This is a genomic window from Armatimonadota bacterium (assembly GCA_031459715.1).
Lineage (GTDB): Bacteria > Sysuimicrobiota > Sysuimicrobiia > Sysuimicrobiales > Humicultoraceae > Humicultor > Humicultor tengchongensis.
Genome location: JAVKIA010000039.1, coordinates 1 through 25,456, shown reverse-complemented (window position 1 = coordinate 25,456; position 25,456 = coordinate 1). Strand labels below are relative to the sequence as shown.

General features: G+C 70.5%; 22 protein-coding genes. 10 read left to right on the top strand and 12 right to left on the bottom strand.

The window, feature by feature from the left end:
• The 3 genes from QN152_11895 to QN152_11885 form a co-directional block, all read right to left on the bottom strand.
• Nucleotides 1-957 (bottom strand): glycosyltransferase family 4 protein (locus QN152_11895; GenBank protein MDR7540210.1); only part of this gene is annotated, 957 nt, incomplete at its 3' end.
• 27 nt (nucleotides 958-984) lie between these two features.
• Nucleotides 985-2,472: a phosphomannomutase/phosphoglucomutase gene (locus QN152_11890; protein ID MDR7540209.1), complete on the bottom strand. Its 1,488-nt coding sequence runs from the start codon at nucleotides 2,470-2,472 to the stop codon at nucleotides 985-987.
• 10 nt (nucleotides 2,473-2,482) lie between these two features.
• Entirely contained in the window at nucleotides 2,483-3,973 is a 1,491-nt protein-coding gene (locus tag QN152_11885; protein ID MDR7540208.1) for a hypothetical protein, read from the bottom strand.
• An 83-nt stretch (nucleotides 3,974-4,056) separates the two neighbouring features.
• Here QN152_11885 and QN152_11880 point away from each other — a divergent pair, with 83 nt between their 5' ends.
• From QN152_11880 to QN152_11860, 5 genes are read left to right on the top strand one after another with little or no spacing between them, the layout of a single operon-like run.
• Nucleotides 4,057-5,283 carry a hypothetical protein gene (locus QN152_11880; GenBank protein ID MDR7540207.1) on the top strand — a complete coding sequence of 409 codons (1,227 nt, stop codon included), beginning with the start codon at nucleotides 4,057-4,059 and terminating at the stop codon, nucleotides 5,281-5,283.
• A complete protein-coding gene (locus QN152_11875) occupies nucleotides 5,284-7,050 on the top strand; it encodes an ABC transporter ATP-binding protein (protein MDR7540206.1) in 1,767 nt (588 codons plus the stop codon).
• A gap of 1 nt (nucleotide 7,051) precedes the next feature.
• A complete protein-coding gene (locus QN152_11870) occupies nucleotides 7,052-8,050 on the top strand; it encodes a glycosyltransferase family A protein (GenBank protein ID MDR7540205.1) in 999 nt (332 codons plus the stop codon).
• Between the two features lie 5 nt (nucleotides 8,051-8,055).
• Nucleotides 8,056-9,012 carry a glycosyltransferase gene (locus tag QN152_11865; GenBank protein ID MDR7540204.1) on the top strand — a complete coding sequence of 319 codons (957 nt, stop codon included), beginning with the start codon at nucleotides 8,056-8,058 and terminating at the stop codon, nucleotides 9,010-9,012.
• Nucleotides 8,984-10,153: a lipid-A-disaccharide synthase-related protein gene (locus tag QN152_11860; protein ID MDR7540203.1), complete on the top strand. Its 1,170-nt coding sequence runs from the start codon at nucleotides 8,984-8,986 to the stop codon at nucleotides 10,151-10,153. Before QN152_11865 ends, QN152_11860 begins: the two co-directional genes overlap by 29 nt.
• Nucleotides 10,154-10,266: 113 nt before the next feature.
• Here the strand turns inward: QN152_11860 and QN152_11855 are convergent, their stop codons facing one another.
• The 4 genes from QN152_11855 to QN152_11840 form a co-directional block, all read right to left on the bottom strand.
• Complete coding sequence (locus tag QN152_11855; protein ID MDR7540202.1) at nucleotides 10,267-11,610, bottom strand: UDP-glucose/GDP-mannose dehydrogenase family protein; 1,344 nt, start codon at nucleotides 11,608-11,610, stop codon at nucleotides 10,267-10,269.
• Entirely contained in the window at nucleotides 11,603-12,622 is a 1,020-nt protein-coding gene (locus QN152_11850) for an NAD-dependent epimerase/dehydratase family protein (GenBank protein MDR7540201.1), read from the bottom strand. Before QN152_11850 ends, QN152_11855 begins: the two co-directional genes overlap by 8 nt.
• A 20-nt stretch (nucleotides 12,623-12,642) precedes the next feature.
• Nucleotides 12,643-13,503 carry a hypothetical protein gene (locus QN152_11845; GenBank protein MDR7540200.1) on the bottom strand — a complete coding sequence of 287 codons (861 nt, stop codon included), beginning with the start codon at nucleotides 13,501-13,503 and terminating at the stop codon, nucleotides 12,643-12,645.
• A gap of 127 nt (nucleotides 13,504-13,630) precedes the next feature.
• Nucleotides 13,631-14,302, bottom strand: coding sequence for a hypothetical protein (locus QN152_11840; protein ID MDR7540199.1), 672 nt, complete (start codon nucleotides 14,300-14,302; stop codon nucleotides 13,631-13,633).
• Between the two features lie 873 nt (nucleotides 14,303-15,175).
• On the opposite strand from QN152_11840, the gene QN152_11835 reads away from it, so the two are divergent.
• The 5 genes from QN152_11835 to QN152_11815 are packed head-to-tail and all read left to right on the top strand — an operon-like array spanning nucleotide 15,176 to nucleotide 20,571.
• On the top strand, nucleotides 15,176-16,741 hold the full coding sequence (locus QN152_11835) for an ABC transporter substrate-binding protein (GenBank protein MDR7540198.1): 1,566 nt from the start codon (nucleotides 15,176-15,178) through the stop codon (nucleotides 16,739-16,741).
• The gene (locus tag QN152_11830; GenBank protein MDR7540197.1) at nucleotides 16,742-17,725 is read left to right on the top strand and encodes an ABC transporter permease; all 984 of its coding nucleotides are present in this window, start codon (nucleotides 16,742-16,744) and stop codon (nucleotides 17,723-17,725) included.
• Complete coding sequence (locus QN152_11825; GenBank protein ID MDR7540196.1) at nucleotides 17,725-18,600, top strand: ABC transporter permease; 876 nt, start codon at nucleotides 17,725-17,727, stop codon at nucleotides 18,598-18,600. Before QN152_11830 ends, QN152_11825 begins: the two co-directional genes overlap by 1 nt.
• A complete protein-coding gene (locus QN152_11820; protein ID MDR7540195.1) occupies nucleotides 18,569-19,582 on the top strand; it encodes an ABC transporter ATP-binding protein in 1,014 nt (337 codons plus the stop codon). Before QN152_11825 ends, QN152_11820 begins: the two co-directional genes overlap by 32 nt.
• Nucleotides 19,579-20,571 carry an ABC transporter ATP-binding protein gene (locus tag QN152_11815; GenBank protein MDR7540194.1) on the top strand — a complete coding sequence of 331 codons (993 nt, stop codon included), beginning with the start codon at nucleotides 19,579-19,581 and terminating at the stop codon, nucleotides 20,569-20,571. The genes QN152_11820 and QN152_11815 overlap by 4 nt, the downstream gene beginning before the upstream one ends.
• A gap of 79 nt (nucleotides 20,572-20,650) precedes the next feature.
• Here QN152_11815 and QN152_11810 read toward each other — a convergent pair whose 3' ends face one another.
• From QN152_11810 to QN152_11790, 5 genes are all read right to left on the bottom strand, one after another.
• A complete protein-coding gene (locus tag QN152_11810; protein ID MDR7540193.1) occupies nucleotides 20,651-21,430 on the bottom strand; it encodes a nucleoside phosphorylase in 780 nt (259 codons plus the stop codon).
• A gap of 12 nt (nucleotides 21,431-21,442) precedes the next feature.
• Nucleotides 21,443-23,059 (bottom strand): adenine deaminase C-terminal domain-containing protein, encoded by a 1,617-nt coding sequence (locus QN152_11805; GenBank protein MDR7540192.1) that lies wholly within the window; start codon nucleotides 23,057-23,059, stop codon nucleotides 21,443-21,445.
• Between the two features lie 509 nt (nucleotides 23,060-23,568).
• Nucleotides 23,569-23,859: a hypothetical protein gene (locus QN152_11800; protein ID MDR7540191.1), complete on the bottom strand. Its 291-nt coding sequence runs from the start codon at nucleotides 23,857-23,859 to the stop codon at nucleotides 23,569-23,571.
• Between the two features lie 645 nt (nucleotides 23,860-24,504).
• On the bottom strand, nucleotides 24,505-24,903 hold the full coding sequence (locus QN152_11795) for a hypothetical protein (GenBank protein MDR7540190.1): 399 nt from the start codon (nucleotides 24,901-24,903) through the stop codon (nucleotides 24,505-24,507).
• A gap of 231 nt (nucleotides 24,904-25,134) precedes the next feature.
• Nucleotides 25,135-25,456 (bottom strand): hypothetical protein (locus tag QN152_11790; protein ID MDR7540189.1); only part of this gene is annotated, 322 nt, incomplete at its 5' end.

Sequence of the window (25,456 nt, the reverse complement as noted above, 5' to 3'; positions counted from 1 at the left end):
GACCTCTGGCAGCGAACCACGGGCGTAGGCGACAACAGGACGCCCACACGACATCGCCTCAGCTACAGCGAGGCCGAACCCCTCCAGCCGCGAGGCGAAGACGAATATGTCTGCCAACCGATAATACTCCGGCTTCTCCACCTCGGGGATGAACCCGGGCAAGCGCACAGCATTCTCCAAACCCAGCGAATGGACGAGTTGCCGCAACCGAGCCAACCGTGGGCCGATCCCTCCGATGATGAGGCAGACCCTGGGGCCGCGCTCGCGCAGGATCTCGCGAAAGAGATACAAGAGCTCCTCGAAGTTTTTCCGGGCACCCATGAGGCCAAGGCTAAAGAGGACGTTGCGGCCCTCCACGCCGAGGCGCCGTGCCAAGGCCTCCGGCCGAGGCCCGGGATTGAAGCGGTGCTCAATGCCTGGCGCCACGACCGCCACCTTTTCCGGGGGAATGCGGAGCTTGTTGACCAGCTGTCCCTTCGAAAAGCCGCTAACGGTGACGACAAGGTCGGCCGCAAGCATCACCCGCCGCTCAATGGCCCCCCTGAACAGGTCTGTCTCAAGGTGATGGTGATGAACAACCACGGGGACGGGTAGTCGGTATCGCCGCCGTGCCCACAGGACGAGAGGCCCGATGTACCGCGCTGAGTGGGCGCGCAACAAATCGTATCCTCGTTCTCTGTACACCCGAGCTATCAAGGGAGGAAAGCGAAGGAGAGAGGAGAGCTTGCGCCCAAGGACGGAGACCGGAACCCGTGTTACGTGCATACCGGAAGTTGGAGAATATGGTTTGCCCTCGGCAAGAAGGAGCTCGACACGCACCCCCACGGTAAGCAGCGTCTTGAGGAGTTCTCGCTCGTAGACTTCCCCCCCCAGGTTCGTTTCGGGGGCGATCCCGAGGTGAGGGCTACAGATCCTGAGGACGGTCTTCCTGCCTTTCCTGTCGTCTCCGTTTCCCATGCGTTCCTCAATGACAATCGACTCCCGCTACCAGTCGAGCGGACCGACATGGGAGTAGCGAGCCAGCACCTCTTCCACCGCCCTCTTAATCCTCCTCAAACCCTCCTCGCTCCCGCCCTCCGCTCGCACCACGAGGGCGGGTTGCGTGTTGCTGGCCCGCACCAGGCCCCAGCCATCAGGGAAGATTACCCGGGCACCGTCCACGTCCACCACCGGGTATCCCCGCGCCTTGAACTCCTCCGCCACCTGCCGCACCACCTCGAACTTCACCTCGTCCGGCGCGTCCACGTACACCTCGGGCGTGACCGGATAGTGCGGGATCTTGGCCAGGAGCGCCGACAGCGGCTCCGTGGTATGCGAGAGGAGGCGGAGCAACCGTCCCGCCGCGTAGACCGCGTCATCGTACCCATAGTACTCATCCGCAAAGAACATGTGCCCCGACATCTCCCCGGTGAAGACCGCCCCCAGTTCCTTCATCTTGGCCTTGATCAGGGAGTGGCCGGTGCGGTAGAAGAAGGGCCGGCCCCCCAGGCGGGTCACCTCCTCCACCAGGGCCTGGGAGCACTTCACCTCGACGATCACCGGAGCACCGGGGTAGCGGGGGAGGATCTCCCTCCAGAAGAGGGCCATGAGCATGTCCCCCCAGACGATCTCGCCCCGGTCGTCAATGACGCCGATGCGGTCCCCGTCGCCGTCGAAGCCGATCCCCAGGTCGCAGCGCTCGCGGCGCACCAGGTCAATCAGGTCGCGCACGTTCTCCGGGGCCACGGGGTTGGGCAGGTGGTGGGGGTAGGTGGGGTCGGAGTCGCAGTGCTGCCGCAGAACCTGGCACCCCCACGCTTCGATCACGTCGGGGGCCACCAGGCTGGCCGTGCCGTTGCCGCAGTCCACGGCCACGCGCAGGCGGCGTGGCCCCAGGACGATCTTCTCCGACAGCATCCGCCGGTAGGCGGAGAGGACCTCCCGCGCCTCCACCCGACCCCGCCTCCCTCCGGCGACAGCTTCCGCCCCCACCCGACCTTGTGCCAGTCCGCCGGCCGCTGCAGACTCCTCCTCTGCAGCCTGGCCCTCCTCCGCCAGGCGGCGCACCTGCTGGATCTCCTCCCCGTAGAGGGTGGCATGACCGAAGGCCAGCTTCATCCCGTTGTACTCGGGCGGGTTGTGGCTGGCGGTGACCATCACCCCGCCGTCGATCCCCAGGTGCACGCGGGCGTAGTAGAAGGCGGGCGTGATTACGGTGCCGATATCCACCACGTCGCAACCTCCGGCGGCCAGGCCGTCGGCCACGGCGGCGGCGACCTGCGGCGAGCTCATCCGGTTGTCCTGCCCCACCAGGACGCGCAGGGGGGCCCCCGCCTGCCGCAGGTAGGCGGCAAAACCGCGGCCGATGCTGCGCGCCACCTCCTCCGTCAGGTCGGTGCCGACCACTCCGCGGATGTCGTACTCGCGGAAAATTTGCGAGGGAAGCTGCGCCATGCCCTCCTGACCTACTGAGCCGGGGAGTGTGTAGCCCATGCGCGCCTCCTCAGGGGCCGGGGATCGTGTAGCCCATGCGCTCCGAGACCGTGAAGGCCACCTGCAGGAAAATCTGCTGCCGCACCTGGCGGTAGCCCACGGTCACCGTGGCGCAGTCGCAGCGGACGGTCAGGGCGTAGTCGACGTCCTCAAACCGGCTCGTGGTCATATTGTAGACCGCATCCACGTCCAGGTGCAGGCTGGGCGAGAGCCGCACGCCGGCTCCGGCGGAGAGCTTCGTCTCCGGCACGGCGAAGTTGTGGCTGGCCGCAGCGCGCAGGCGGAGATCCCCGGTCGTATGGCGGGCGGCCAGGAAGACGGTGCTGGTCGCATCCACCCGGTCGAAGAGGAAAGGCGTGGTCCCCGAGGGCGCAGCCAGGTCGTAGCCTGCCGTCAGGCTGGTCGTCTCGCTGGGACGGGAGGTCACCGCCAGCGACGCGGAGACCACGCTGCGCTGCTGCCCCGTGCCGTAGGCCGAGTACCGGTACGACGCGGATGCGCCCAGGCTTGCCCGCGGCCCCAGGGCGATTCCGTCAGCGGTCAGGGTCAGGCTGCCGTCCACCCGTGTGGCCGATGCAGCCGCGTCCACATCGTCGAACCACCCGCCCGCCAGGCGCCAGGAGAGCGGAAGCAGGCCCCCAAGCGGCGTGGGTTTGTGGGCGTACTCTACCTCCGTCTGGAGGTAGGGGTGCAGGATACCCTCCCGGTCCTCGTGCTGCCGCCGGCCGGTGACCAGGGAGACGCCCCAGGCCGGCGTGTCGTAGCGCAGCGTGTTCAGCAGGAAGAACCCCGTGTGCTGCCCGTACTTGCCGTGCAGCTCGCCGCTTATCTCCCCCAGGCGGTACCCGTACCGGTAGTCCACCCAGAGGCCGTCGCTGCGGTTGGAGCCCAGACCGGGCGCGGCCGGCCCCCGCCGCTCTCCGGGACGCAGCGAGACGCGGTAGGTCGGCAGCGTGATCACCCGAATGCTCCCCAGCCACGCCGTGGCCTGGTGCGCCACCAGCTCTACCTCGGGGACGATCTCGACGCGGCGGGCGGTGAGGCGATAGAGGGGCTGGCGGGGGTCGCAGATGGTGACCAGGGCCTCCTGGACGGTCAGCCGTTGCGCGGTGACGTCGATGCGCCCGGCCCGGACATAGACCCCCCGGACGACGGTCTCCGCCCCCTCCAGGGTGGCCGCCTCTTCGGCCAGGCGGTAGACGATGCGCTCCCCACGCACCTCCCTGCCGGCGGCGTCGACGAGCTGCACACGCCCTTCAGCCACGAGGACCTGGGCCTGCAGGTCCAGGCGCAGGCTCTCCGCCGCCAGGCGGAAGGCTGGATGAGTGACGCGCACCCGCCCGCGGGCCGTGACCACGTTGGCCAGTGCGTCGTAGGAGATCTCCTCGGCCTCCAGGACCACGGGCCAGGATGGCCCGGTCCCCTGCGCGGCGGCGACACCGCTGGCGGGAGCAGCCACGAGGACGGCCGAAAGGAAGACGAGGAAAGGAAGAGTCCGCAAGGTGTCGCGCTGATGTTATTAGAGAGAGGGTGGAACTCCTCCTATGCCGGCCCGGGCCCGTCGTGAGCGGATATAATGGACAGGTGCTGGCAGACGCATCTGCGCCCACGCTGATCATTGTCGCCAACGGACCGGGGGAGATCGGCGGCTGGGTGCTGCCCATCAGCCGGGAGGTCCGGGGGCGCGCGGGCGGGGAGTTGCGTCTCCTCCTCGTCCTCCCACCCTCCCAGTTCGCCAGCGGCACCGAGGAGGCCGTGGCCAGAGAGACCGGCCTCTTCGACCAGATCGTCCCTCCGCGGCGCTGCCTGCGCCTGGCCCTGGGCCTGGACGGCCTGCCGCTTGGCCGGCCCGCGGCGCTGCTGCACCTGGGCGGGGACCTCTGGTTCAGCCGGCGCCTGGCCAGGCGCTTTGCGCTGCCGGCCTTCGCCTTCGCCGAGACGCCGCTGGTTGCCCGCTACCGTCGGGCCTTCCGGGAGATCTTCGTCCCTTCAGAGAGCGTCGCCGCGCTGCTGGCCGCCCGCGGGGTGGAGCCGGATCGCCTGTACGTGACCGGCGACCCCCGTCTCGACCACCTGCCGGAGCGGACAGGCGACGTGCGTCCATGCCACCCGGGCAAGGGTGAGCCCCTGGCCGCTCCCGGGCGGAGCCCGCACGTCGTGCTGCTGGCCGGCAGCCGGGAGCGGGTCTTCCGCCTGCTCCTCCCCCTGTGGGCCCAGACCGCCATTGACCTGCGACGGCTGGCCCCCGAGGCCGCGGCAACTATTGCTATCTCCCCCCACCTGCCGGATGAAGCGGTGGAGGCTGTGGTGGCACCGTGGCTTGCCCGTCTCCAGGCAGAAGGGGTCGCCGTCGGCCGCGAGGGAACTGCCCGGGCTATCGCCGATGCCGACCTGGTCCTGACCATCCCCGGCACCACCACCATGGAGGTGGCCGCGGTTCCCGTGGCCGCCCTGGTGATCCTGCCGAGGGTGCTCGCCGATGTAGTGCCCTTCGAGGGGCTGCTGGAGTGGGTCCTCCGCCTCCCGCCGCTGGGACGCCTGCGCCGCCTGATCGCCGAGCTGTGGGCCCGTCGCCAGCCCTACGCGGCGTTGCCCAACCGGCTGGCCGGCCGCGCCATCCTGCCGGAGGTGGTGGGGGAGTCGCCGCAGCAGATCGCCGCGTCGGCCGCCGCCCTGCTGCGGGACGAATCCCGTCGCAGGGACATCGAAGAGGCGCTGGCCGCCTCCGCCGGGCCGCGCGGGGCCGCCGCGCGGATCGCCGAGCGGGTGCTGGCCGCGCTCCTCCCCGAGCCCGCGGCTGCTGGAGCGTAGATGGAGCTGCGTCAGATCCTGGCCTACGTCCGCCCATACCGGGCGCACCTGCTGGGGGCGCTGGTCGCCCTGGCCCTGGTGACCGGCGTGCAGCTGGCCGTCCCCGGCTACATCGGGGCGAGCGTCGACGAAATCATCCGTACCCGCTCCTTCGGTATCCTGGACCGCACCGCACTGGTGGTGCTGGCCCTCTTCGCCGCCCGCAGCCTGCTCATCTACGCCCAGGTCTACCTCACCTTCTCCCTGGCCTACCGCACCGTCGCCGACCTGCGGCGGGATCTCTTCGCCCGCATTCAGCGGTGGTCCCTCGACCGCTTCGCCGCCTGGCAAAGCGGGGACGTGATAAGCCGCACCCTGCAGGATACCCAGCTGGTCCAGACGCACCTGCTCACCGGGGCCGTGGACGCAGTGGCCACGGGGTTGATGCTGGCCGGGATCGTGGTGGCCCTCTTCGTCCTGGAGTGGCGGCTGGCGGTGCTGGTGGGAGCAGTGATCCCGGTGGTCTTTCTGGTGGCCCGCCTGCTGGGCAGGGAGATCCAGCAGGTGGCGGGGCGGGCGCAGCGACACATCGCCGGCCTGGCCTCCTCCATCCGGGAAGCCTTCAGCGGCGCCCTGGTCGTCCGCGCCTTCACCCAGGAGGAGCGGGAGATCGCCCGCTTCGCCGCGGCCAACCAGCAGGCCACCGGCGCCAACCTGCGCATCAGCAAGCTGATGGCGGTGCAGGTGCCCGTGGTCTCCTTCCTCACCGCGCTGGGGCTGGTGGCGGTCCTGTGGGTGGGCGGGCGGATGGTCACCGGCGGGGCGATGCGCCCCGGGGAGCTGGTGGCCTTCCTCGGCTACATGGCGCTGGCCGTGGAGCCGGCGGTCTCGCTCACGCGCCACTACGCGGAGATGCGGCAGGCCCTGGGCGCCTTCGGCCGCATCCGCGGCCTGCTGGAGGAGGGCTCCTCCGTGGCGGAGGCCCCTGACGCGGTGGACCTGCCCCGGGCCGGCGGGCGCATCACCTACCGGGGCGTCTCCTTTCGCTACCCCGGACCCTCAGGCGGTGAGCAGTGGGTCCTCCGCGGCGTCGACCTGGAGATCGCTCCCGGAGAGCACGTGGCCCTGGTGGGCGCCAGCGGGGCCGGCAAGACCACGCTGGTCCACCTGTTGCCGCGCTTCTACGACCCCACCGAGGGGTCGATCTCCCTGGACGGCGTGGACGTGCGCCAGCTGCGCCTGCGGGCGCTGCGGCGGCAGATCGGGATCGTGCCGCAGGAGACCGTGCTCTTCCGCGGCACCGTGCGCGACAACATCGCCTACGCCCGCCCGGAGGCCTCCCCGGCGGAGGTGGAGGCCGCCGCCCGCGCCGCCAACGCCCACGACTTCATCGCCGCCCTTCCCCAGGGCTACGACACCCTGATCGGCGAGGACGGGGCTTCGCTCTCCGGCGGACAGCGGCAGCGCCTGGCCATCGCCCGCGCCATCCTCCTCGACCCGCCCATCCTCATCCTGGACGAGGCCACCTCCGCGCTGGACAGCGAGTCGGAGGCGCTCTTCCAGGAGGCCCTGGAGCGGGCCATGCGCGGCCGGACCACCATCACCATCGCCCACCGCCTCTCCACGGTGCGCAAGGCGGACCGCATCATCGTGCTGGACGACGGGCGGATCGTCGAGGAGGGGACGCACGAGGAGCTGCTGCGACGCAACCGCCTCTACGCGCGGCTGGCGAGGCTGCAGTGGGCCGACCTGCTGGAGGCCCCTTCCGGGGTGGAGGCCCGCGGGTAGCGTGGTCTCGGCCCCCACCCTCAGCGTCATCATCCCCACCTACAACCGGGCGGAGCTGCTGCCCCGCGTCCTGGAGAACCTGGTGAGACAGGACCTGCCCCCTGAGCTCTACGAGGTCCTGGTCGTGGACGACGGCTCCACCGACGAGACCCCTTCCCTGGTGGGCGCCCGGGCGGCGGTCGACGGGCGCATCCGCCTGCTGCGCTGGCCAGAGAACCGGGGCCGCAGCGCCGCCCGCAACGAGGGGGTGCGGCAGGCGCGCGGGGAGATTGTCGTCTTCATCGACAGCGATGTCCTAGTGCGGCCGGACTTCCTGGCGCACCACATGGACGTGCACCGCCGGGCCTCGAGGGCCGTGCTCTGCCGCGGGCCGGTGGTGGCCATCCCCGACATCCGCCTTCCGGAGCGGCTGCCGGCAACACGACTCTCCCCCTCCTACCTGGACACCGCCAACGCCTCCCTGCCCCGCAGCGAGCTGCTGGGAGCCGGCCTCTTCGACGAAGGGTTCCGGGCCTACGGCTGGGAGGATATCGACCTGGGCTTCCGCCTGCAGCGGCGGGGGCTGCGGCGGGTCTTCCGCCCGGAGGCGGTGGCCTTCCACGTACAGCCGGCCCCCTCCCTGGAGACCTTCGGCCAGGCCCTGACCAAGGAGGAAGAGCGCGCCCGCACCGCCATCTACCTCTACAGGAAGTACCCGGGGTGGCGGACGCGCGTGCTGATCCAGTACACCGCCCTCCACCGCATCATCTACTTCCTGCTGGCCGGCGGAGGGCTGCTCAACCAGCGCAACGTCCCGTCCATCGCCGCGCGGCTGCGGCACCTGGGGCTGGGCACCCTGGAGTACGTGGCCATGCGCAGCGTGCTGAACCGCCACTATCTGGAGACGCTGCGCCGGGAATGGCGGCGGGACCCGAAGCCGCGGGAGGAGCTCCATCGGGTGACGCTCCACCGGGAGAGGGCCCATCAGAACGGAGAGGCGCCGGCCCGGCACCGGGGGTGAGGCGGGTGAGCGCGCCGCAGCTTTCGGTCATCATCCCCGCACACAACAGCCGGGCCTTCCTGCAGGAGACCCTGGCCGCCCTGGCCGCGCAGGAAGACGCGGGCAACGGCGCCTTCGAGGTCATCGTCGTCGACGACGGCTCCACCGACGGCACGGTGGAGGCGCTGCAGGCACTGCGCTTCCCGCTCCCCCTGCGCGTCCTCCCCCAGGAGAACCGTGGCCGCAGCGCCGCGCGCAACGCCGGAGCGCGGGAAGCCCGCTCGCCCGTCCTGCTCTTCCTCGACGCCGATGTGCGCCCGGCGCCGGGGTTTGTGGCCGCGCACCTGCGCCACCACGCCGGCCCGGGCGCGGTGGGGGTGCAGGGCCGCACCCTGCAGGACCCCCGCACCCTGGTCACCCTCTTCATGCGGACCAGCCACATGATGCCCGACCTGACCGTGCGCCGCCGGCAGCGGCTCTCCCCCTACCACGTGGTCACCCGCAACTTCTCGGTGACGGCCAGCGCCTTTCACGCCGCAGGGGGCTTCGACGAGGGGTTTGTGGGCTACGGCTGGGAGGACATCGAGCTGGGACTGCGCCTGCGCCGGGCCGGGGTGGCGCTGCGCTACGAGCCGGCCGCCCTGGCCTACCACCTGGATGTGCAGACGCTGGATGAGGCAAGGGCGAAGCTGCGGCAGGCGGGTGCGGGCGCGGTCTACTTCTGGCGCAAGCACGGTCGGCCCGCCGGGCTGGGGCTGTTCCTGGAGATCCACCCGGTGCTGCTGCCGCTTAAGTGGCTCGTCTTCCGCAGCGGCGCCGTCACCCGCCTGATCCAGGCCGTCCGTCCCTGGGCGGAGCGGCGCCGGCTGCTGCTGGTCTGCAACGAGTGCTACAACCACCTGCTGTGGAAGGCCTACTACGAGGGGGTCTTCCAGGCCCTGCGTGAGGGCGACCGTGGCCACGCCGTTTTTGGCCGTCAGTAACGGACACGGCGAGGACCTGATCGCCGCGGAGGTCATCCGCCATCTGGAGGGTGTGGACGCGGTGGCCTACCCGCTGGTGGGGCTGGGACAGGCCTACCCGCCCCGGGTGCGGCTGCTCGATCCGCGGCGCGTCTTCCCCAGTGGCGGCTTCGCCTTCAGGGACGGCCTGCGCGGCCTGAGCGGCGACCTGCGCGCCGGGTTCGTCCGCTTCTGGCTCGCCCAGCGGAGGACGCTGCGGGCGCAGCGCGGCTGCTTCGCCCTGGCCATGGCCGTGGGCGACCCCTACTGCCTGGCCATGGCGCTGCTGGCGGGCGCCCCCACGGTGCTCGTGGCCTCCGCCGACAGCGTCCTGCACGCGCCCTACGGGCCGCTGCCCCTCCGGGTGCTGCGCCGCGCCGTCCGCGTCTTCACCCGCGACGAACCCACCGCCGCCGACCTCCGCCGCCGCGGCATCCCCGCCGCCTACCTGGGCAACGTGATGCTGGACTGCCTGCAGCCCGCAGTGGCCGACTTCACCGTGGCCGCCGGGCGCCCCGTGGTCACCCTGCTTCCCGGCAGCCGCAGCGACGCTCCCCGCAACGCCGCCCTGCTGGGGGAGGTGGCCGCCCGCATCGCCCGCTCCCGGCCGGACGTGCAGTTCCTCCTCTCGCTTGCCCCCACGGTGGAGGAAGAGACGGTGCTCCAGGCCCTCCGTCGCAGCACCGGGAGCGCGCGACACAGTAGCGGCGCCAGGACCGACCCCGGCGCCGCCCCGGTCGAGGTCGGGCCGGCGCGTCTGACCTTCACCCGGGCCTTCGCCCCCGCTGTGGAGCGGGCCGACGTCGTGGTGGGCCTGGCCGGTACAGCCAACGAGCAGGCGGCGGGCCTGGGGAAGCCCGTGGTCGCCTTCCCCGGCCCTGGCCCCCAGTTCACGGCGCGCTTCCTCGCCCTGCAGCGCCACCTGCTGGGGGAGGCTATCGTCGCCGCCTCCAACCCCGACCAGGCGGCGGCGGCGGTGCTGCAGCTGCTGGCGTCGCCACAGGAGCGGGCGCGGCGGGGGCAGGCGGGACGGGAGCGTATGGGCGCTCCCGGGGCCGCGGCCCGCGTGGCCGCGGAGATCCAGCGCCTGCTGACCGGCGCACCGGCTGGGACAGGACGTTAGCACTCCGGGCCAAGGGCAGGCGTCACGGCCGGGCGTCAGCGCTCTGCTTTGGAGGTAGGCGTCAGCGCCCTGCTTTGGAGGTAGGCGTCAGCGCCGGGCGTCAGCGCCTCGCGTCAGGGACGGCCCACGCCCACGTAGGTGAAGCCCAGGCGGCGCATCGCCTCCGGCTCCAGCGCGTTCACCCCGTCCACCAGGTTGGGCAGGCGCATCTCGCGGCGGATGCGCTCGAAGTCCAGCCCGCGGAACTCCTCCCAGGAGGTCAGGATGAGCAGCAGGTCGGCACCGGCAGCGGCCTCGTACGCCGAGGAGACGCGCTGCCCGGCCAGCGCCGCCTCAGAGGCGGCCATCGGGTCGTAGGTCAGCACCTCCGCGCCCCGCCGCGCCAGGTAGTCCACGATCTCCGGGGCCGTGGAGTTGCGGACGTCGTCGGTCCCCGGCTTGAAGGTCAGTCCCAGCACCCCGATGCGCCGGCCGTAGAGCGAGGTCCCCAGCAGCCCGTAGACCTTGCCCAGGATCTGCCGCCGCTGGTGCGCGTTCTTCTCCAGGATGGCCTTGAGGAAGAAGGGCTCGTACCCGGCGTCCTCCGCCAGGCGGACCAGCCCCTCCAGGTCCTTGGGCAGGCAGGGACCGGAGAACCCCACCCCGGGCCGCAGGTACTCGTGGCCGATGCGCCGGTCGTAGCCCAGGCCGTGGGCCACGTCCTTGACGTCGGCCCCTACCCGCTCGCAGATGTTGGCGATCTCGTTGATGAAGGAGATGCGCATGGCCAGGAAGGCATTGGCCGCGTACTTGGTCATCTGGGCGTTCTCGATGGTGGTCTCGATGATGGGCGCCCCGAGCGGCTCGAACAGCTCCCGCACCAGCCCCCGGGCGTCGCCGCTGGCACCGCCGATGATCACGCGGTCGGGGTAGAAGAAGTCGTGCACGGCGAATCCCTCCCGCAGGAACTCCGGGTTGGCCACCAGGTCGTAGTCCGACCCCTCCTTCCGCCCGTACCGCTCCAGGACACGGCGCATAGTGACATGCGCGCCGACCGGCACCGTGCTCTTCACCGCCACCACGGTGTAGTGCCTCAGGTGCTCTCCCAGCCCTCTGGCCACGTCGATGATGTGGGAGAGGTCGGCCTCGCCGTTGTCCCGCCGCGGCGTGTGCACGGCGACGAAGACCACCTGCGCCTCCCCCAGCGCCTCGGGCAGGTCGTGGGTGAAGCGGACCCGCCCCGCGGCCAGGTTGACCTGCAGCAGGGCGGCCAGCCCCGGTTCGTGGAACGGCGCCACCCCCTCCCGGAGCTGCGCCAGGCGCTCCCGGTTGATGTCCACCCCCACCACGCGGTGCCCCAGGTGGGCCAGCCCAACCGCCGTGATGGAGCCCACGTAGCCCGCGCCGCCTATCACAGCGATGGGCAACGCCCGGGGCGCCGTCCCTTCAAACCTGGCGTACTGCTCCACCTCACGCATCGCGCACCGCCACCTCTTCCGCCTCGCGCATCGCCTCCACCGTGCGGGCCAGCCCCGTGGCGAAGTCCACCCGCGGGCTGTAGCCGATCAGGCGCTCCGCCAGGGTGACGTCCGCCTGGGTGTGCCGCACGTCCCCCGGCCGGGGTGGCTCGTGGACCACGGCCAGATCTCGCCCCAGGATCTGCCGCAGGCGCTCGACCAGCTCCAGCAGGGTGTAGCGCGCCCCCGCGCCCACGTTCAGGGCCACGCCGGAAGCCTCCGCCTCCGCTGCCAGGAGGTTGGCCTCCACCACATTGTCCACATAGGTGAAATCGCGGGACTGCAGGCCGTCCCCGTGCACCGGCAGCGGCTGGCCCCGCAGCGCCAGGCGGATGAACCTGGGGACGACCGCCGCGTACTCCGAGGCCGGGTCCTGCCAGGGGCCGAAGACGTTGAAGTAGCGCAGCGACACCGTGGGCAGGTCGAAGGCCCGGCTGTAGACGGCGCAGTACGCCTCGCCCGCCAGCTTGCTGGCCGCGTAGGGAGACTTGGGTTGCGGCACCTGCCCCTCGTGCTTGGGCAATAGCGTGTCGCCATACACCGCCGATGACGACGCGCTCACCACGCGCCGCACCCCGGCCGCCCGCGCCTGCTCCAGCAGCAGCAGGGTGCCGGTAGCGTTCACCTCATGGGTCTCCAGCGGGTGGGCCATGGATCGGGGCACCGAACGCAGCGCCGCCTGGTGGAAGACCACCTCCACGCCCTCGCAGGCCGCGCGCAGGGCCGCCGGGTCGCGGAGGTCGCCTGCGACCACCTCGCAGCGGTCGGTGAGGCGCACGGGAGTGACGGTCTCCGCGCCCGCCAGGGCGCGTTCCACCTCCGCGCGCTCCATCCCCAGGGCCAGGGCCAGGTTCGCGGGGGTGCCGGCCGTGAAGTTGTCCAGCACCCGCACCGCGTCCCCCCGCGCCACCAGCGCCCTGACCAGGTGGGCTCCGATGAACCCTGCCCCGCCCGTCACCAGCACGCGCCTCATGCGCCGCTCCTCTTTACGGCTTACACCCTCGCCACGCCCGCAGCCCTGCTGCCCGTCCCCGCGTCGTCCGGCTCCAGCCAGAAGGGCTGCGACCAGGCCCGCCCTCCTCTCCCGTCGCGCGCCTCCACCCGGACGAACCCCTCGTCGCCCGCCGGCCGGTACAGCGCCTCGGGACCGTCGGCCTCCGCCCGCACCCGTCCCTGCCGGTCGATGAAGCTCACCCGGTGCACCGTCGCTCCCGCGCAACGAACCATCCCGTCCGCCGCGCTCAGCTCCACCTGAGGACCGGTCGTGGCGTAGAAGGCCAGCGCGCCCAGCGCCCGGCGGAGGGCCTGTGCCGTGGCGCCTTCGACCTTCACCATGATCCAGGCCCGGTCGATCTGCCGCGGCGTGTGTGCGTCGTCCGAGGCCACCGCTCCCACCGTCTCGCCGCGCGGCCGCTGCCGCAGCAGCGCCGTCCAGCGCCGGAGGTCCTCCGCCGTGTCGGAGTGGGGGTTGACGATCTCCAGCAGAAAGGGGCCGCGCAGCCGTCGCATCGTCCCCAGGCTCCACTCCCCCGTCCAGAGGTTTCCCTTCCAGGAAGGGTGATTCAAGACCGCCACGCCCCCCTCCCGCCGCGTGGCGTCCAGGCGCTCCTGGGCCGTACCCCCGGACATGGGTTGGTCCGCAAAGAGGCGGGTGAGGTGCGGGCCCAGAGGGTAGATGCCCCGGACGAGCGTCTCCTCGACCCCCGGCACGGCCAGGAACTCCGGCCCGTTCAACGCGTCGCAGCGCGTCACCCGGTCGTGGTCCGTCAGGCAGACGAAGGTGTAGCCGGCGTCGCGGTAGCGGGCCAGTACCTCTTCCGGCTCGAGCTCGCCGTCAGATCGGGTGGTGTGCACGTGGAGCTGAGCCTTCCTGAACTGCCCGGGACCTGCGTAGGGATCGAGGATCTTCACAGGTGGAGTAGAGATTTCGCTGCAGGGCCGGGCGCTCCTGGCGGTTTCCCTTCCGTTGACTGCTCGGCTCTCAGTCCCCGGGGAACGTGTCTGGCGGCAGGGGGACGTTGAGCCGGTAGTTGCTGTAGGTCAGGTCGGCCTGCGCCGGAATTCCAAAGACCCACACCCGCGCGGAGGTGGGCAGCAGGTAGCCATCGATCACCGTGTACCGGTAGCGGGCCAGGAGCTCTCCCCAGGAGTAGCGCAGGCGCAGCTCCTCCACCGTCCACCGCCCCTCGTCGATCACCGCCACTCCCGCCGGCGGGTTGACCTCGGGACGGGCGCCTGCGACCTCCACGACCAGGTGCGCGCCACCGTCGCGGCGCACCGCTGTGGCCCGGTAGTCTGCCAGGAGCTGCTCCGCGGAGGACACGCCGGCGAAGACGCTGCCCAGCCCCCTCAGCACCGCCGGCATGTTGTGCACGACAACTTTGTAGCGGGCCGGACGGGCGGCGTAGACGGTGGCCCGCAGCTCCCATCGGAACAGCCCAAGGACCCGAACCTGCGCTGCCTGGTCCACGATGAAGGTCACGAGTCCCGGGTTGACCTGGTTAAGCCGTTCCAGAACCTCGGGAAAGGACGATTGCCCGGCCGCGCGGGAAGCCCCGCTGCCCAGGACCATCAGCAGCGCCGCGACCGCGAGTGGCACTTGCGGAGCGAGCGCCAGCAGCACCGACCGCCTCGGGACCAGACGCGACCACATCGCCACCACCTCAACGCACCATTCTAGCACCCCGCGTGCTGAGGACCGGTCCCGGGTCACACGCAGTCGCAGGCCGGCGTGCCACGCAGGCAACGGTAAACGGCGCAGGGAGAAGTTGTCTGTATGGCGTAATTATCTTCAGGGAGCGAACGTTTTAAAGCCTTAACACATATCGGGACACTCGGTGGCAAAGGCGAAAAGCCGCTCCCTTGAGTGCCCGAGGGGAGGAGCTGTTTATGCCCAGATTCGAGAAGCTCAGCAGAAGTGAAGTCCTCCGGATTCAATCGCCCGGAGGCCGGCCTGAACTGGCTGAGTACGTGGCCTTCCTCAAGCGGCTGGCTCCCGGCGAATGGGCGCGCGTGGTCAAGGGCCCCCGGGAGAGCGTGCGCGCGGTAAAGCGGCGTCTCGGCGCGGCAAGCCGGCTTTTGGGGAAGCGGCTCCGCTACCATGAGGCCGGCAGGAAGACCGAGCTGCTCTTCAGCGTCGACCGGGCAGGTCCCGCACGGCGGCGCCGGCGGCGGGTCGTGGCCAGGAGAGTCCGCAGGAGGGTGACGGCAAAGGCTCTCGAGCGTCCGGCCCCGCGGAAGAGGGCCCCCCGCCCGGCTCCTCCTCCCGCCAAGGCTCCCGGCCAGGGCGGTCAGGTCGCCGGGTAGGATACCCGCTCCACAGGGTGGTCAGGTCGCCGGGTAGGATACCCGCTCCACAGGGTGGTCAGGTCGCCGGGCAGGATACCCGCTCCACAGGGTGGTCAGGTCGCCGGGCAGGATACCTGACCCACAGTTGAGGATGGCGTCCGGAAGTGGCATCCCCGTCGAAGCTACATAGTTCCGGCGCGGGTGCGAGAGGGCGTTTATTATGCAAATGGAGGGCACGATGAAGGTGATCGGACGTATTCTGATGGCTCTCAGCCTGGCGGTGTGGCTCATGGCCGGCAGTGCGGCCGCGCAGCAGACGCCGCAGCCCGGGGGCACCATCGTCATGGCCCTGGGAGCCGACCCGGAGACGCTCAACCCGGGGATCACCACCGGTTACGCCGTGGGAGCCGTCACCGCCAACATCTTCAGCGGCCTGATCCGGCTGGGCCCGCGGGGGGAGATCCTGCCGCAGCTCGCCACCAGCTGGCAGGTGGCCCCCGACGGAAGGACCTACACCTTTACCCTGCGGCGCGGCGTGCGCTGGCACGACGGCCGGACCCTCTCGGCGGCAGACGTGAAATTCTCCCTGGAAGAGATCGCCGGGAAGTTCCACGGTCGCTTTCGCATCGCCTACGCCAACGTGGAGTCGGTGAGTACGCCCAACACCGGCACCGTCGTCATCCGCATGAAGACGCCCTTCGCCCCGTTCCTTCAGATGCTGGACACGTTCAACGCGCCCATTATGGCGCGCCATCTCTTTGCCGGCGAGGACATCGCCCGCAGCCCGCGCAACCTGCAGCCGGTAGGGACCGGGCCGTATGTCTTCCAGAGCTGGGCGCGGGGCGACCGGGTGGTACTGGTACGTAACCCCAACTACTGGGAGCCTGTCTACGCCGAGCGGCTGGTCTTCCGCATCATTCCCAACGCGGCGCAGCGGTCTACAGCGCTGGAAACCGGCGAGGTGGATGTGGTCACGGACTTCTACCTGGCCAAGACCGACGTACCGCGGCTGCGGCAGAACAAGAACATACGGGTGCGCTTCGGCCAGCCGATTCCCGCCCTGGACTTCATGTTCATCAACACAAGGCGCGGGCCGCTGGCCAACGCCAAAGTGCGCAGGGCGCTGGCCTTCGCCATCAACCGTGAGCAGATCGTCGCCCAGGCCATGGCGGGCATCGCCCGGCCAGCTCGAGGGCCGTTTGGCGACGGCTTCAAGTACGCCTACACCCCGGAGACCGACTACACCCGCATCTACGCTTACAGCCCCGAGCGGGCGGCTGCACTGCTGCAGGAGGCCGGCGTGGCCCGAGACAGTCTTCGGCTCTCTATGATCTTTGATGCGGCGCGGGCCCCCCTGGCCGCAGCGGCGCAGATCATCCGCGACAACCTGCGGCAGGTCGGGATCACCGTAGACCTGGTACCGCTGGAGCGCTCGGTGATGATCGACCGGGTGTACACTAAGGGGGACTACGACCTCACGGTGCAGTCCTTCACCTCCAACACCGATCCGGCCATCGGCTACCACCGCATTTACCTCACGGCGCCCCCGGGGCAGCCATTCGTCAACGCCACCGGGTACAGCAACCCGGAGGTGGACCGGCTGCTGGCGCTGGCGGGGCAGACCCCGGCGGTGGGAGAGCGGGCCAAGATCTACGCGCAGGTCAACACCATCCTGGCGCGCGACCTCCCCACGCTGATTCTCTTCGACGAAGTGGGCGTCGACGCCGCCCGCGCCCACCTGCGCAACCTCTGGCAGGGGCTGGACGCGCGCGACGCCTGGTGGCTGACCTGGGTCGGTAAGTAGATCACGCGCGGTAGTCTTCCCCTCTGGCGGTACATTCTGGGGCGGCTGCTTCAGGCCGTCCCGCTGCTACTGGGGATCGTTGTTGTCAATTTCCTCCTGATCGCCCTGGCCCCCGGCGATCCGGTAACCGTCCTCCTGGGGGAGTACCCGGCGCCGCCGGAGTACGTGGCCCGGCTGCGGGACCGGTTTGGGCTGGACCGGCCGGCGCATATCCGGCTGGGCCGCTACATCGCCAACGTGGTGCAGGGCAACCTGGGGTTCTCCTTTGCCTACCAGGTACCGGTGACACGGCTGGTGCTGGAACGTCTGGGCAACACGCTGCTGTTGATGGGGACGGCGATGACGCTGGCTGCGCTGGCCGGTGTCCTCCTGGGCGTGGCCGCTGCCCGCCGCCCACACTCTCGTCTGGACGCCGGGGCGACGGCCCTGTCGCTGGTCGGGTACTCTATCCCCGAGTTCTGGCTGGGGCAGCTTCTGGTCTTGCTCTTCGCCGTGGCCCTGGCGTGGCTGCCGGCGCAGGGGATCCGCTCCACGCGGGAGGAGTACACCGGGCTGGCGGCAGCGCTTGACCTCGGCCGCCACCTCATCCTCCCGGCGGCGGCGCTGGCCTTCCGCTACATTGCCCTGATCGCCCGCATCACCCGGGCGGCGATGCTGGAGGTCATGCATCAGGACTTCATCCTGGCCGCCCGCGCCCGGGGCGTGGACGAGCGCCGGGTACTCTGGCGGCACGGACTGCGCAATGCGGCCATCCCGGTGGCCACGGTGATCGGCTACAACTACGCCTTCATCCTGGCAGGCTCCGCCCTGGTGGAGACCGTATTCGGCTGGCCGGGCGTCGGTCGGCTGCTCTTTGACGGCATCCTGCAGCGGGATACGCCGGTGCTGCTGGGGGTGCTGCTCCTCGTCTCGGTCACGGTGGTCCTGGTGAACCTGGCCACCGACGTCCTTTACGCCTACCTCGACCCCCGGGTGCGCTACTAATGGCCGCCTCGGTTGAAGCCGCACCCGCGTTCGCCGCGCCGCACGTCCTGCGGGAGTTCTGGCGTCGCTACCGGCAGAACCGGCTGGCGGTCGCCGGACTGCTCCTGGTGCTGGCGCTGGCACTGGTCGCCCTCCTGGCGCCGCTGCTGGCGCCCTACGACCCCATCTCCACATCGCTGAACAGCCTGAAGCCACCGGGGACATTCCGTCACCCTCTTGGGACCGACGACCTGGGCCGGGACATCCTGAGCGGTGTGATCTGGGGGGCGCGGGTCTCGCTGCTGGTGGGGGTAACCGCAGCGGCCACGGCGGTGCTCATCGGCATCGTCCTGGGAGCGGTGGCAGGGTTCTACGGCGGGCGCACCGACGCACTGATCATGCGCCTCACCGAGCTCTTCCAGACCATTCCCCGCTTCATCCTGGCCCTGCTGGTAGTGGCGCTCTTCGGCCGGGGGCTGACCAAGCTGGTGCTGGTGATCGGCCTGCTGGCCTGGCCTCAGGCCGCCCGCCTGGTGCGCGGCCAGTTCCTGGCGCAGACATCCGCTCCCTACGTGGATGCGGCGCGCGCTCTGGGGATGCCCGGTTGGCGCATCATCTTCTCGGAGATCCTGCCCAACGTCCTGGCCCCGGTTGTCGTCCTGGCCTCGCTGGACGTGGCGCAGGCCATCCTCCTTGAGGCCAGCCTGGGCTTCTTCGGCCTGGGCGATCCCAACCTGGTTTCCTGGGGAGGCATGCTCAACCACGCCCAGGCCTACCTGCGCACCGCCTGGTGGATGAGCGTCTTCCCCGGGCTGGGGATCGCCCTGGCGGTGCTCGGGTTCAACCTGGTGGGCGACGGCCTGAATGACGCCATCAACCCCCGCCTGCATGAGTGACCTCCTGGTCGTCGACCGCCTGACCACGCGCATCGAGACGGCGCGGGGGACCGTCGTCCCGGTGGACGACGTCTCCCTGCGCCTGCCGGCCGGGAGCGCCCTGGGGCTCGTGGGGGAGAGCGGGTCGGGCAAGTCCATGACCGCCTTCTCTATCGTCCGGCTGTTCCCCACCGCGGCGGCCCGCCTGGCCTCCGGGCGCGTGCTGCTGGATGGCAACGACCTGAGCGCCATGGACGAGGCCGGGCTGCGGCGCGTGCGGGGTCGCCGCATCGGCATGGTCTTCCAGGACCCTTCCACTTACCTGGATCCTGTGCTCACCGTCGGCGAGCAGGTGGCGGAGGCCTGGGCCACCCACTTCGGCTGGGAGGGTGCCTGGGAGCGGGCGGTGCAGACGCTGGGCCAGGTTGGGCTGCCGGAACCGGCTGAGACCGCCCGCCGCTTCCCCCACGAGCTGAGCGGGGGGATGCGCCAGCGGGTGGTCATCGCCCAGGCCATCGTCTGCCGACCGCAGCTGCTCATCGCCGACGAGCCCACTACCGCCCTGGACGTCACCGTGCAGGCGCAGATCCTGGACCTGCTGCGGCACCTGCGGGCGCAAATGGGAATGAGCCTGCTGCTGATCACCCACGACCTGGGCGTGGTGGCGGAGATGTGCGAGCTGGTGGCGGTGATGTATGCGGGCAGGATCGTGGAGGCGGGGCCAGCCATGCACGTCCTCCTGGCACCGCAGCACCCATACACCCAGGGCCTGCTGGCCAGCGCCGTCTCGGTGCAGCAGGCACAGGCCATCACGCGGGCCATGGAGGGGAGCGTTCCGGACCTGCGGGCGCCGCCTCCCGGATGCCGCTTTCACCCGCGCTGCCCGCGCGCGATGCCGACCTGTCGCCTGGAGGTGCCGCCGCTATTCCGCGTGGGCCCCGGGCACGACGCCGCGTGCTGGCTGCATGACCCCGCGGTGGTGGCACAGGAGGGTGGGACGTGATCCTCCAGGGCCTACGCCTGCGCCGATACTACCCCTGGGGACATTCGCTGCTGGGACCCCGGCAGTGGGTGCGTGCCGTGGAGGAGGTGACCATCGGCGTCAGGGCCGGCGAGACGGTGGCGCTGGTGGGCGAAAGCGGGTCGGGAAAGACCACGACAGGGCGGCTGCTCCTGGGGCTGGAACCGCCCACTGCGGGCCAGGTGGTCTTCCGGGGCCTGCCCCTGGGTGCGCTGGCCGGCCCGGCCCGCCAGGCCTTCCGTCGGGCGGTGCAGCCGGTCTTCCAGGACTCCACCGCATCCCTCAACCCCCGCAAGACGGTGGCCCACACAGTGGGCCTGGGGCTGGCCGCGGCGGGGGTCTCCCCGGCGGACCGGCGCAGGGAGCTCATGCGGCTGCTGGAGGAGGTGGGGCTGGAACCGGCGGCGGCCTTCCTGGACCGCTTTCCCCACCAGCTCAGCGGCGGGCAACGCCAGCGCGTCAACATCGCCCGCGCGCTGGCCACCTCGCCCGAAGTCATCGTGGCGGACGAGCCCGTCTCTGCCCTGGACCTCTCGGTGCGCGCGCAGATCCTGCTGCTCCTGCTGCGCCTGCAGCGGGAGCGGCGGCTGGCCTACCTCTTCATCAGCCACGATCTGGCCGTGGTGCGCAGCATCGCCCACCGCGCGGCCGTCATGTACCTGGGGCGGATTGTGGAGGAGGGGCCTACGGAGGAGGTCTTCCGCCGTCCCAGCCATCCCTACACGGAAGCCCTCATCTCAGCCACGCCGGTGCCCGACCCGCGGACGAAGCGCGAGCGCATCATCCTGGCGGGAGATGTCCCCTCGCCGCTGAGGCCGCCCCCGGGGTGCCCGTTCCACCCGCGCTGCCCGGTGGCCGCCGACATCTGCCGGAGGGTCTTCCCCCCGGTGGTCGAGCTGGGAGCAGGGCACAGCGCTGTGTGCCACTTCGCCCGGGAGCGCGCGGCTACGTTCGCCGGGTCGCAGGGGTGAACGAGGCGCCCGCGGTGATATCGACGTAGCCCCGGGCGGCGACGCTGCCGCCGGATGACCGCATCACCGGGCAACGGCGCTACCGTCGGCAGCCAGCGACCTCACCGGGCCCATCCACAGTGCCCCCGTCTCTGGCTGCCAGGCGGACCACGGCTCCGAGAGCCACCTCGATGGCCCGGGCCTCTGCCTGGCGAAAGAGGCGCTCCCCCTCGTCGGGATCCAGCCGCGGCAAGAGGATGTTGGAGTCGATGGCCAGCACCGCCCCTGCCCGGGCGCGCCGCACCGTGGCCACGATGAAGACCGCGGCGCACTCCTGCTCGGCGGCAACCACGCCCCCGACCGTGGACAGCAGTTCCGCCAGCCTCTGGTCTCGCCGGTAAAACGCATCGCGCGTGGTGACAATGCCCCAGGTGAAGGGGTAGCCCAGGGCCCGCGCGCTCTCCATGAGGGCGGCGGTCACGTCCAGATCGGCCACGGCGGGGAACTCCGGGGGCAGGTAGGCCGATGACGTGCCCTCGCCGCGGTGCGCCGCCGTAACCACCACCAGGCTGCCCACCGGCACGGTCGGCTGGCGGCCTCCCGCGGAGCCCACCCGGATGAAGGTGTCCACGCCGATGTTCGCCAGCTCCTCCACGGCGATAGAGGCCGACGGCCCGCCGATGCCGGTGGAACAGACACCCACAGCCACACCAGAAATCTGACCGCGGAAGCCGAGGAACTCGCGGTGGCGGATGACCTCCCGCGCCCCTTCCATCCGGGCAGCGATGCGCTCCGCCCGCGCAGGGTCGCCGGGGATGAGGCAGTACCGGGGCATGGCACCGGTGGTTACGCGGATGTGTCGCTGCGGCTGTTCACTCATGCGTCACCCCCGTCAGTCGACGACAAGCGGAACGATGCGCCCGGCCTGCACGTCCACCAGCCCGCGGTCCGTCAGCTTCAGTGCCGGGCTGACCGCCAGGGTCAGCACGCCCAGGGCCATGATGGGAGAGGCGTGCACAAACCCCAGGGCCTCCAGAGCGCGGCGGTACTGCCCCAGCTCCGCCGCCACCTCGGAGACCGACCGGTCGGAGACGATGCCGGCGATCGGCAGGCGCACCGCCCCCAGCACCTCCGCCTCCCGCACGGCGGCCATGCCCCCGCCAGCCTCCACCACCCAGCGGGCCGCGACCGCCATCTCCGCGGCGGACCGGCCTACCACCAGCAGGTTGTGGCTGTCGTGCGCCCAGGTCATAGCCACCGCGCCCTGCCGCACAGCGCCGCGGACAAAGCCGTACCCCACCGTGCCGCTGCGCCCGTGGCGCTCGAAGACGGCCGCCAGGCAGAGGTCCGAGGACTCCCAGTCGATGACCCCGGACCTGACGGCCAGGCGGGCCGTCTCCACGGCTGTATACGTCGAGTGCGGGTGCATCTCCATGACGCGGACCGTCACCGCAGATCCCCGGGCCGGCACACGGAAGGCCTCAGGTGGAGGTGGGGGAATGCGCACGGTCTGGCGCGCAACCGCAGGGGGGCTGTAGCCAGGCAGCGGCACGGTGAGCTCCCCGCCTGCGGCGACCAGCCTCCCGGCGTGGAAGACCACCTCCGCGCGGAACTCTTCCAGGGACGGCGTCAGCACCAGATGTGCCAGCCGACCCGGCGCGATCGCCCCCCGGTCCTCCAGCCCCATCCGCTGCGCCGGCGCCAGGGTGGCTGCGCGGATGGCCTCAACGGGCTCCAGCCCCCGGGCGACGGCCACGCGCAGCACCTGGTCCAGGTGCCCCGCAGCCGCCAGGTCGTCGGGCATGACGTCGTCGGTGACCAGACAGAGGTTCAGGCTGCGGGCCCGCATTGCCGCCGCGCGGATCGTCTCCGGAGTGAGGCTCTTCATCTGGAGTTGCAGGGTGACACCGCTGCGCAGCCGCTCGACCGCCATCTCCGGGGTGACAAGCGTGTGGTCCGACGTAACGCCGGCGGCGACGTATGCTGCCAGGTCGCGCCCGCTGAGGCCGGGCGCGTGACCCTCCACTACTGCGCCGCGGTCCAGGGCCTCCCGCAACACCTCCACCACGCGCCCTTCCTGCGCCAGAACCGCGTGAAAGTCCATCACCTCGCCCAGGGCCAGCATCTCCTCCCGCGCCAGCAGCGCGCCCACCGCGTCGGGCCCCAGTTCTGCGCCCGCAGTCTCCAGGGCGGTGGCCGGCACACACGAAGGCGCCTGCAGGAAGACGTCCAGGGGCAGACCGCGGGACGCCTCGGCCATCAGCTCGATGCCCGCTGAGCCCATGACGTTGGCGATCTCGTGTGGGTCGGCGATCACTGTGAGCACGCCGCGGGGCACGACGGCAGCGGCAAAGGCAGGCGGGAGGACCATGGAGCTTTCGATATGCAGGTGGCTGTCAACGAGGCCAGGAGCCGCGTACCGCCCCTTGCCGTCCACCACCTCCACCGCCGGCACCGTCGCATCGCCCGGCCCCAGGACGGCGGCCACAACACCTGCGGCCACGGCCACCTGCGCCGGGTAGACCTCCCCGGTTAGGCACGTTGGTCAGCAGCAGGTCCGCCGGCCTCCGCCCCTGGGCCACATCTACGGCTCGCCGGCGACGATCTGGGTCAAGACGCGCCATGGGTCCCCTCCCCGCGGCAGGCTCCAGAAGCGACGAGTGACAGTCGCGGAATCAATCGGCGGCCGCGGTCAGCATCCATACTACTGCGCGACCGCTGAGGCCGGCGAGCTACTCGTGCGACCGAACAGAACTCGCTCCGGGCCGAGTTCCGTTCGGTATCCCCACGTTGCGCAGCGACCTCTGCTGTCGGCGGAGGAATCGGGGCCAAGGAGGCCGGCCTCTCGACCCCCTCAATCCGAGATGGTCTCTCACCCGCACCGCGGGCGCGCGCCTCAGCCTCTGCCAGGACGTCCCCATCCTCGTGGCATTCAGGCGGGACTTGGCCCGAAAGAGGACGAATTACCGCGAGCCGCCAGAGCGGTACCAGTAGAGAAAGGCGCTGCGGATTGGACTGCTACCCTCGGAAGAGGGCGCCGATAAGTGCCCCCACCACGGCCAGAAGCACGGTCACCTGCAGGCCCACCAGCCAGAGGAACTGTCGGGAGACCTTCTGGTCCAGGGTGTCGATCCGCCCGCTGAGGCGTTGGTCCAGAGCCTCGATCCGGCCGCTCAGCTCCTCCCGGAACCGGTCGACCTTCTGGTCCAGGTGAGCTATCATCTCCCGCAGCTCACTGCCGAGCCGGGACTGTTCTTCGACCTTGCCTTCGAGGTAGGCCACCCGCTCTTCAAGTGTGCCCTGCGCCACCCGGGACCCCGCCTCCCTTATCGGCATTGTACCCCATTTCTTTCACCCAGCATCATCCCCCGGGGTCCAGGGAATCCCTGGGCGGCGACCCTATAGCCGCGCGGACTTCTCCCGCCCCTCAGTGACCGCTCCATGGTGTTGGGCAGGTCGAAGACCAGCCGCGCTCCCCGTACAAAACCCACAACGCGCCGATACGCCCGCTCCGGCGTTCAGGAATACCGGATCATTCGACCCCGATGACCGCACGGCAGAACAGTACGTACTTCAGGGACAGGCGTTCCGGCTGTTCAACCGGGCCGAGGGCGACGGCTCCCTTACCTCCGAGCTCCTCCCCGGCCTGACCGTCGCCCTCTCCGCCATCTGGGAGTAGGCGAAAGGTTTCTGCTTCGAGACTAAAGGCTCCCCCAGAGTCGCCAGGTAATCCGATATTCGGAATATCTGATCATTCGCTACCTGCCAACCAGGGAACTGCAGGGCAACCGAGGGCGCCCATATAGTGGTTGCGGCGCAGGATTCTGCGGCGGTGGCATCAAGGGGCGAGGCGTAGAGATCAAATGGCCGAGCGCAGCCGAGACCGGGTGGAGCAGGCGCGGAGGGACCGGGAGAGCTCGCGCCTCCCGGCGGAGGGCGGGTTCAATACTTCCTCTACCCTCGGAAGAGGGCGCCGATCAGCGCCCCTACCACAGCCAGAAGAACAGTCACCTGGAGGCCCACAAGCCAGACGAACTGCCGGGACACCTTCTGGTCCAGGGCGTCAATCCGGCCGCTCAGCTCCTCCCGATACCGATCCACCTTCTGATCCAGGGCGTCAATCCGGCCGCTGAGTCGTTGGTCCAGGGCGTCAATCCGGCCGCTCAGCTCCTCCCGATACCGATCCACCTTCTGATCCAGGGCGTCAATCCGGCCGCTCAGCTCCTCCCGATACCGATCCACCTTCCGGTCCAGGTCCCCTATCATCTCCCGCAGTTCACCGCCAAGCCGGGAGTGCTCTTCCACCCTGCCTTCAAGGTAGGCCACCCGCTCTTCCAGCGTGCCCTGCGCCACCCGGGATCCCCTCTTCTCTTATCGGCATTCTACCCCATTCTTTTGACCTCAGCGCCAGCCCTCCTGACCAGGGAATTCCCAGGAGGCCTAACACAAGGGGAGTTATCCGAGCGGTCGGCGGGAGGCCGCCTCCAGAGGGATGGGGCCGGAGGGTAGTCCAGGTCCGGACCCGGCGCCAGCCCCGGAACGCCGGGCCACGGGGATTGCAGAGGAAGCTCCGAGGCGGCGGCCCTACAGCCGCACGATCTTCTCCCGCCCCTCAGTGACCGCCGCCGTGGCGTTGCGCACGTCCAAGACCAGCCGCGCCCGCCGCACCACCGCCGCGTAGTCCACGCAGGAGTGGTCCGTCAGGATCAGCACGCAGTCCGCTCTCGCCACCAGCTCGTCCGAAAGCGGCTGGCTGGTTAACCGCGCCCCCGGCACCTCCACCATCGGCACCAGGCGCGCACTGCTCGGATCGCACCCACCCACCACTGGCACGTCCTCCACCCCGTAGCGGGTGTTGCCCGGGTCGATGCGCTCGGGTGCAAAGGCCAGGAAGACGTCCTGGCCT

What these genes read in the sequence shown, in the direction of transcription:
- QN152_11890 (MDR7540209.1), bottom strand. Translation starts at nt 2,472, where the DNA reads ATGGGCTACACACTCCCCGGCTCAGTAGGTCAGGAGGGCATGGCGCAG.
- QN152_11875 (MDR7540206.1), top strand. Translation starts at nt 5,284, where the DNA reads ATGGAGCTGCGTCAGATCCTGGCCTACGTCCGCCCATACCGGGCGCAC.
- QN152_11855 (MDR7540202.1), bottom strand. Translation starts at nt 11,610, where the DNA reads ATGCGTGAGGTGGAGCAGTACGCCAGGTTTGAAGGGACGGCGCCCCGG.
- QN152_11850 (MDR7540201.1), bottom strand. Translation starts at nt 12,622, where the DNA reads ATGAGGCGCGTGCTGGTGACGGGCGGGGCAGGGTTCATCGGAGCCCAC.
- QN152_11840 (MDR7540199.1), bottom strand. Translation starts at nt 14,302, where the DNA reads ATGTGGTCGCGTCTGGTCCCGAGGCGGTCGGTGCTGCTGGCGCTCGCT.
- QN152_11835 (MDR7540198.1), top strand. Translation starts at nt 15,176, where the DNA reads ATGAAGGTGATCGGACGTATTCTGATGGCTCTCAGCCTGGCGGTGTGG.
- QN152_11825 (MDR7540196.1), top strand. Translation starts at nt 17,725, where the DNA reads ATGGCCGCCTCGGTTGAAGCCGCACCCGCGTTCGCCGCGCCGCACGTC.
- QN152_11820 (MDR7540195.1), top strand. Translation starts at nt 18,569, where the DNA reads ATGACGCCATCAACCCCCGCCTGCATGAGTGACCTCCTGGTCGTCGAC.
- QN152_11810 (MDR7540193.1), bottom strand. Translation starts at nt 21,430, where the DNA reads ATGAGTGAACAGCCGCAGCGACACATCCGCGTAACCACCGGTGCCATG.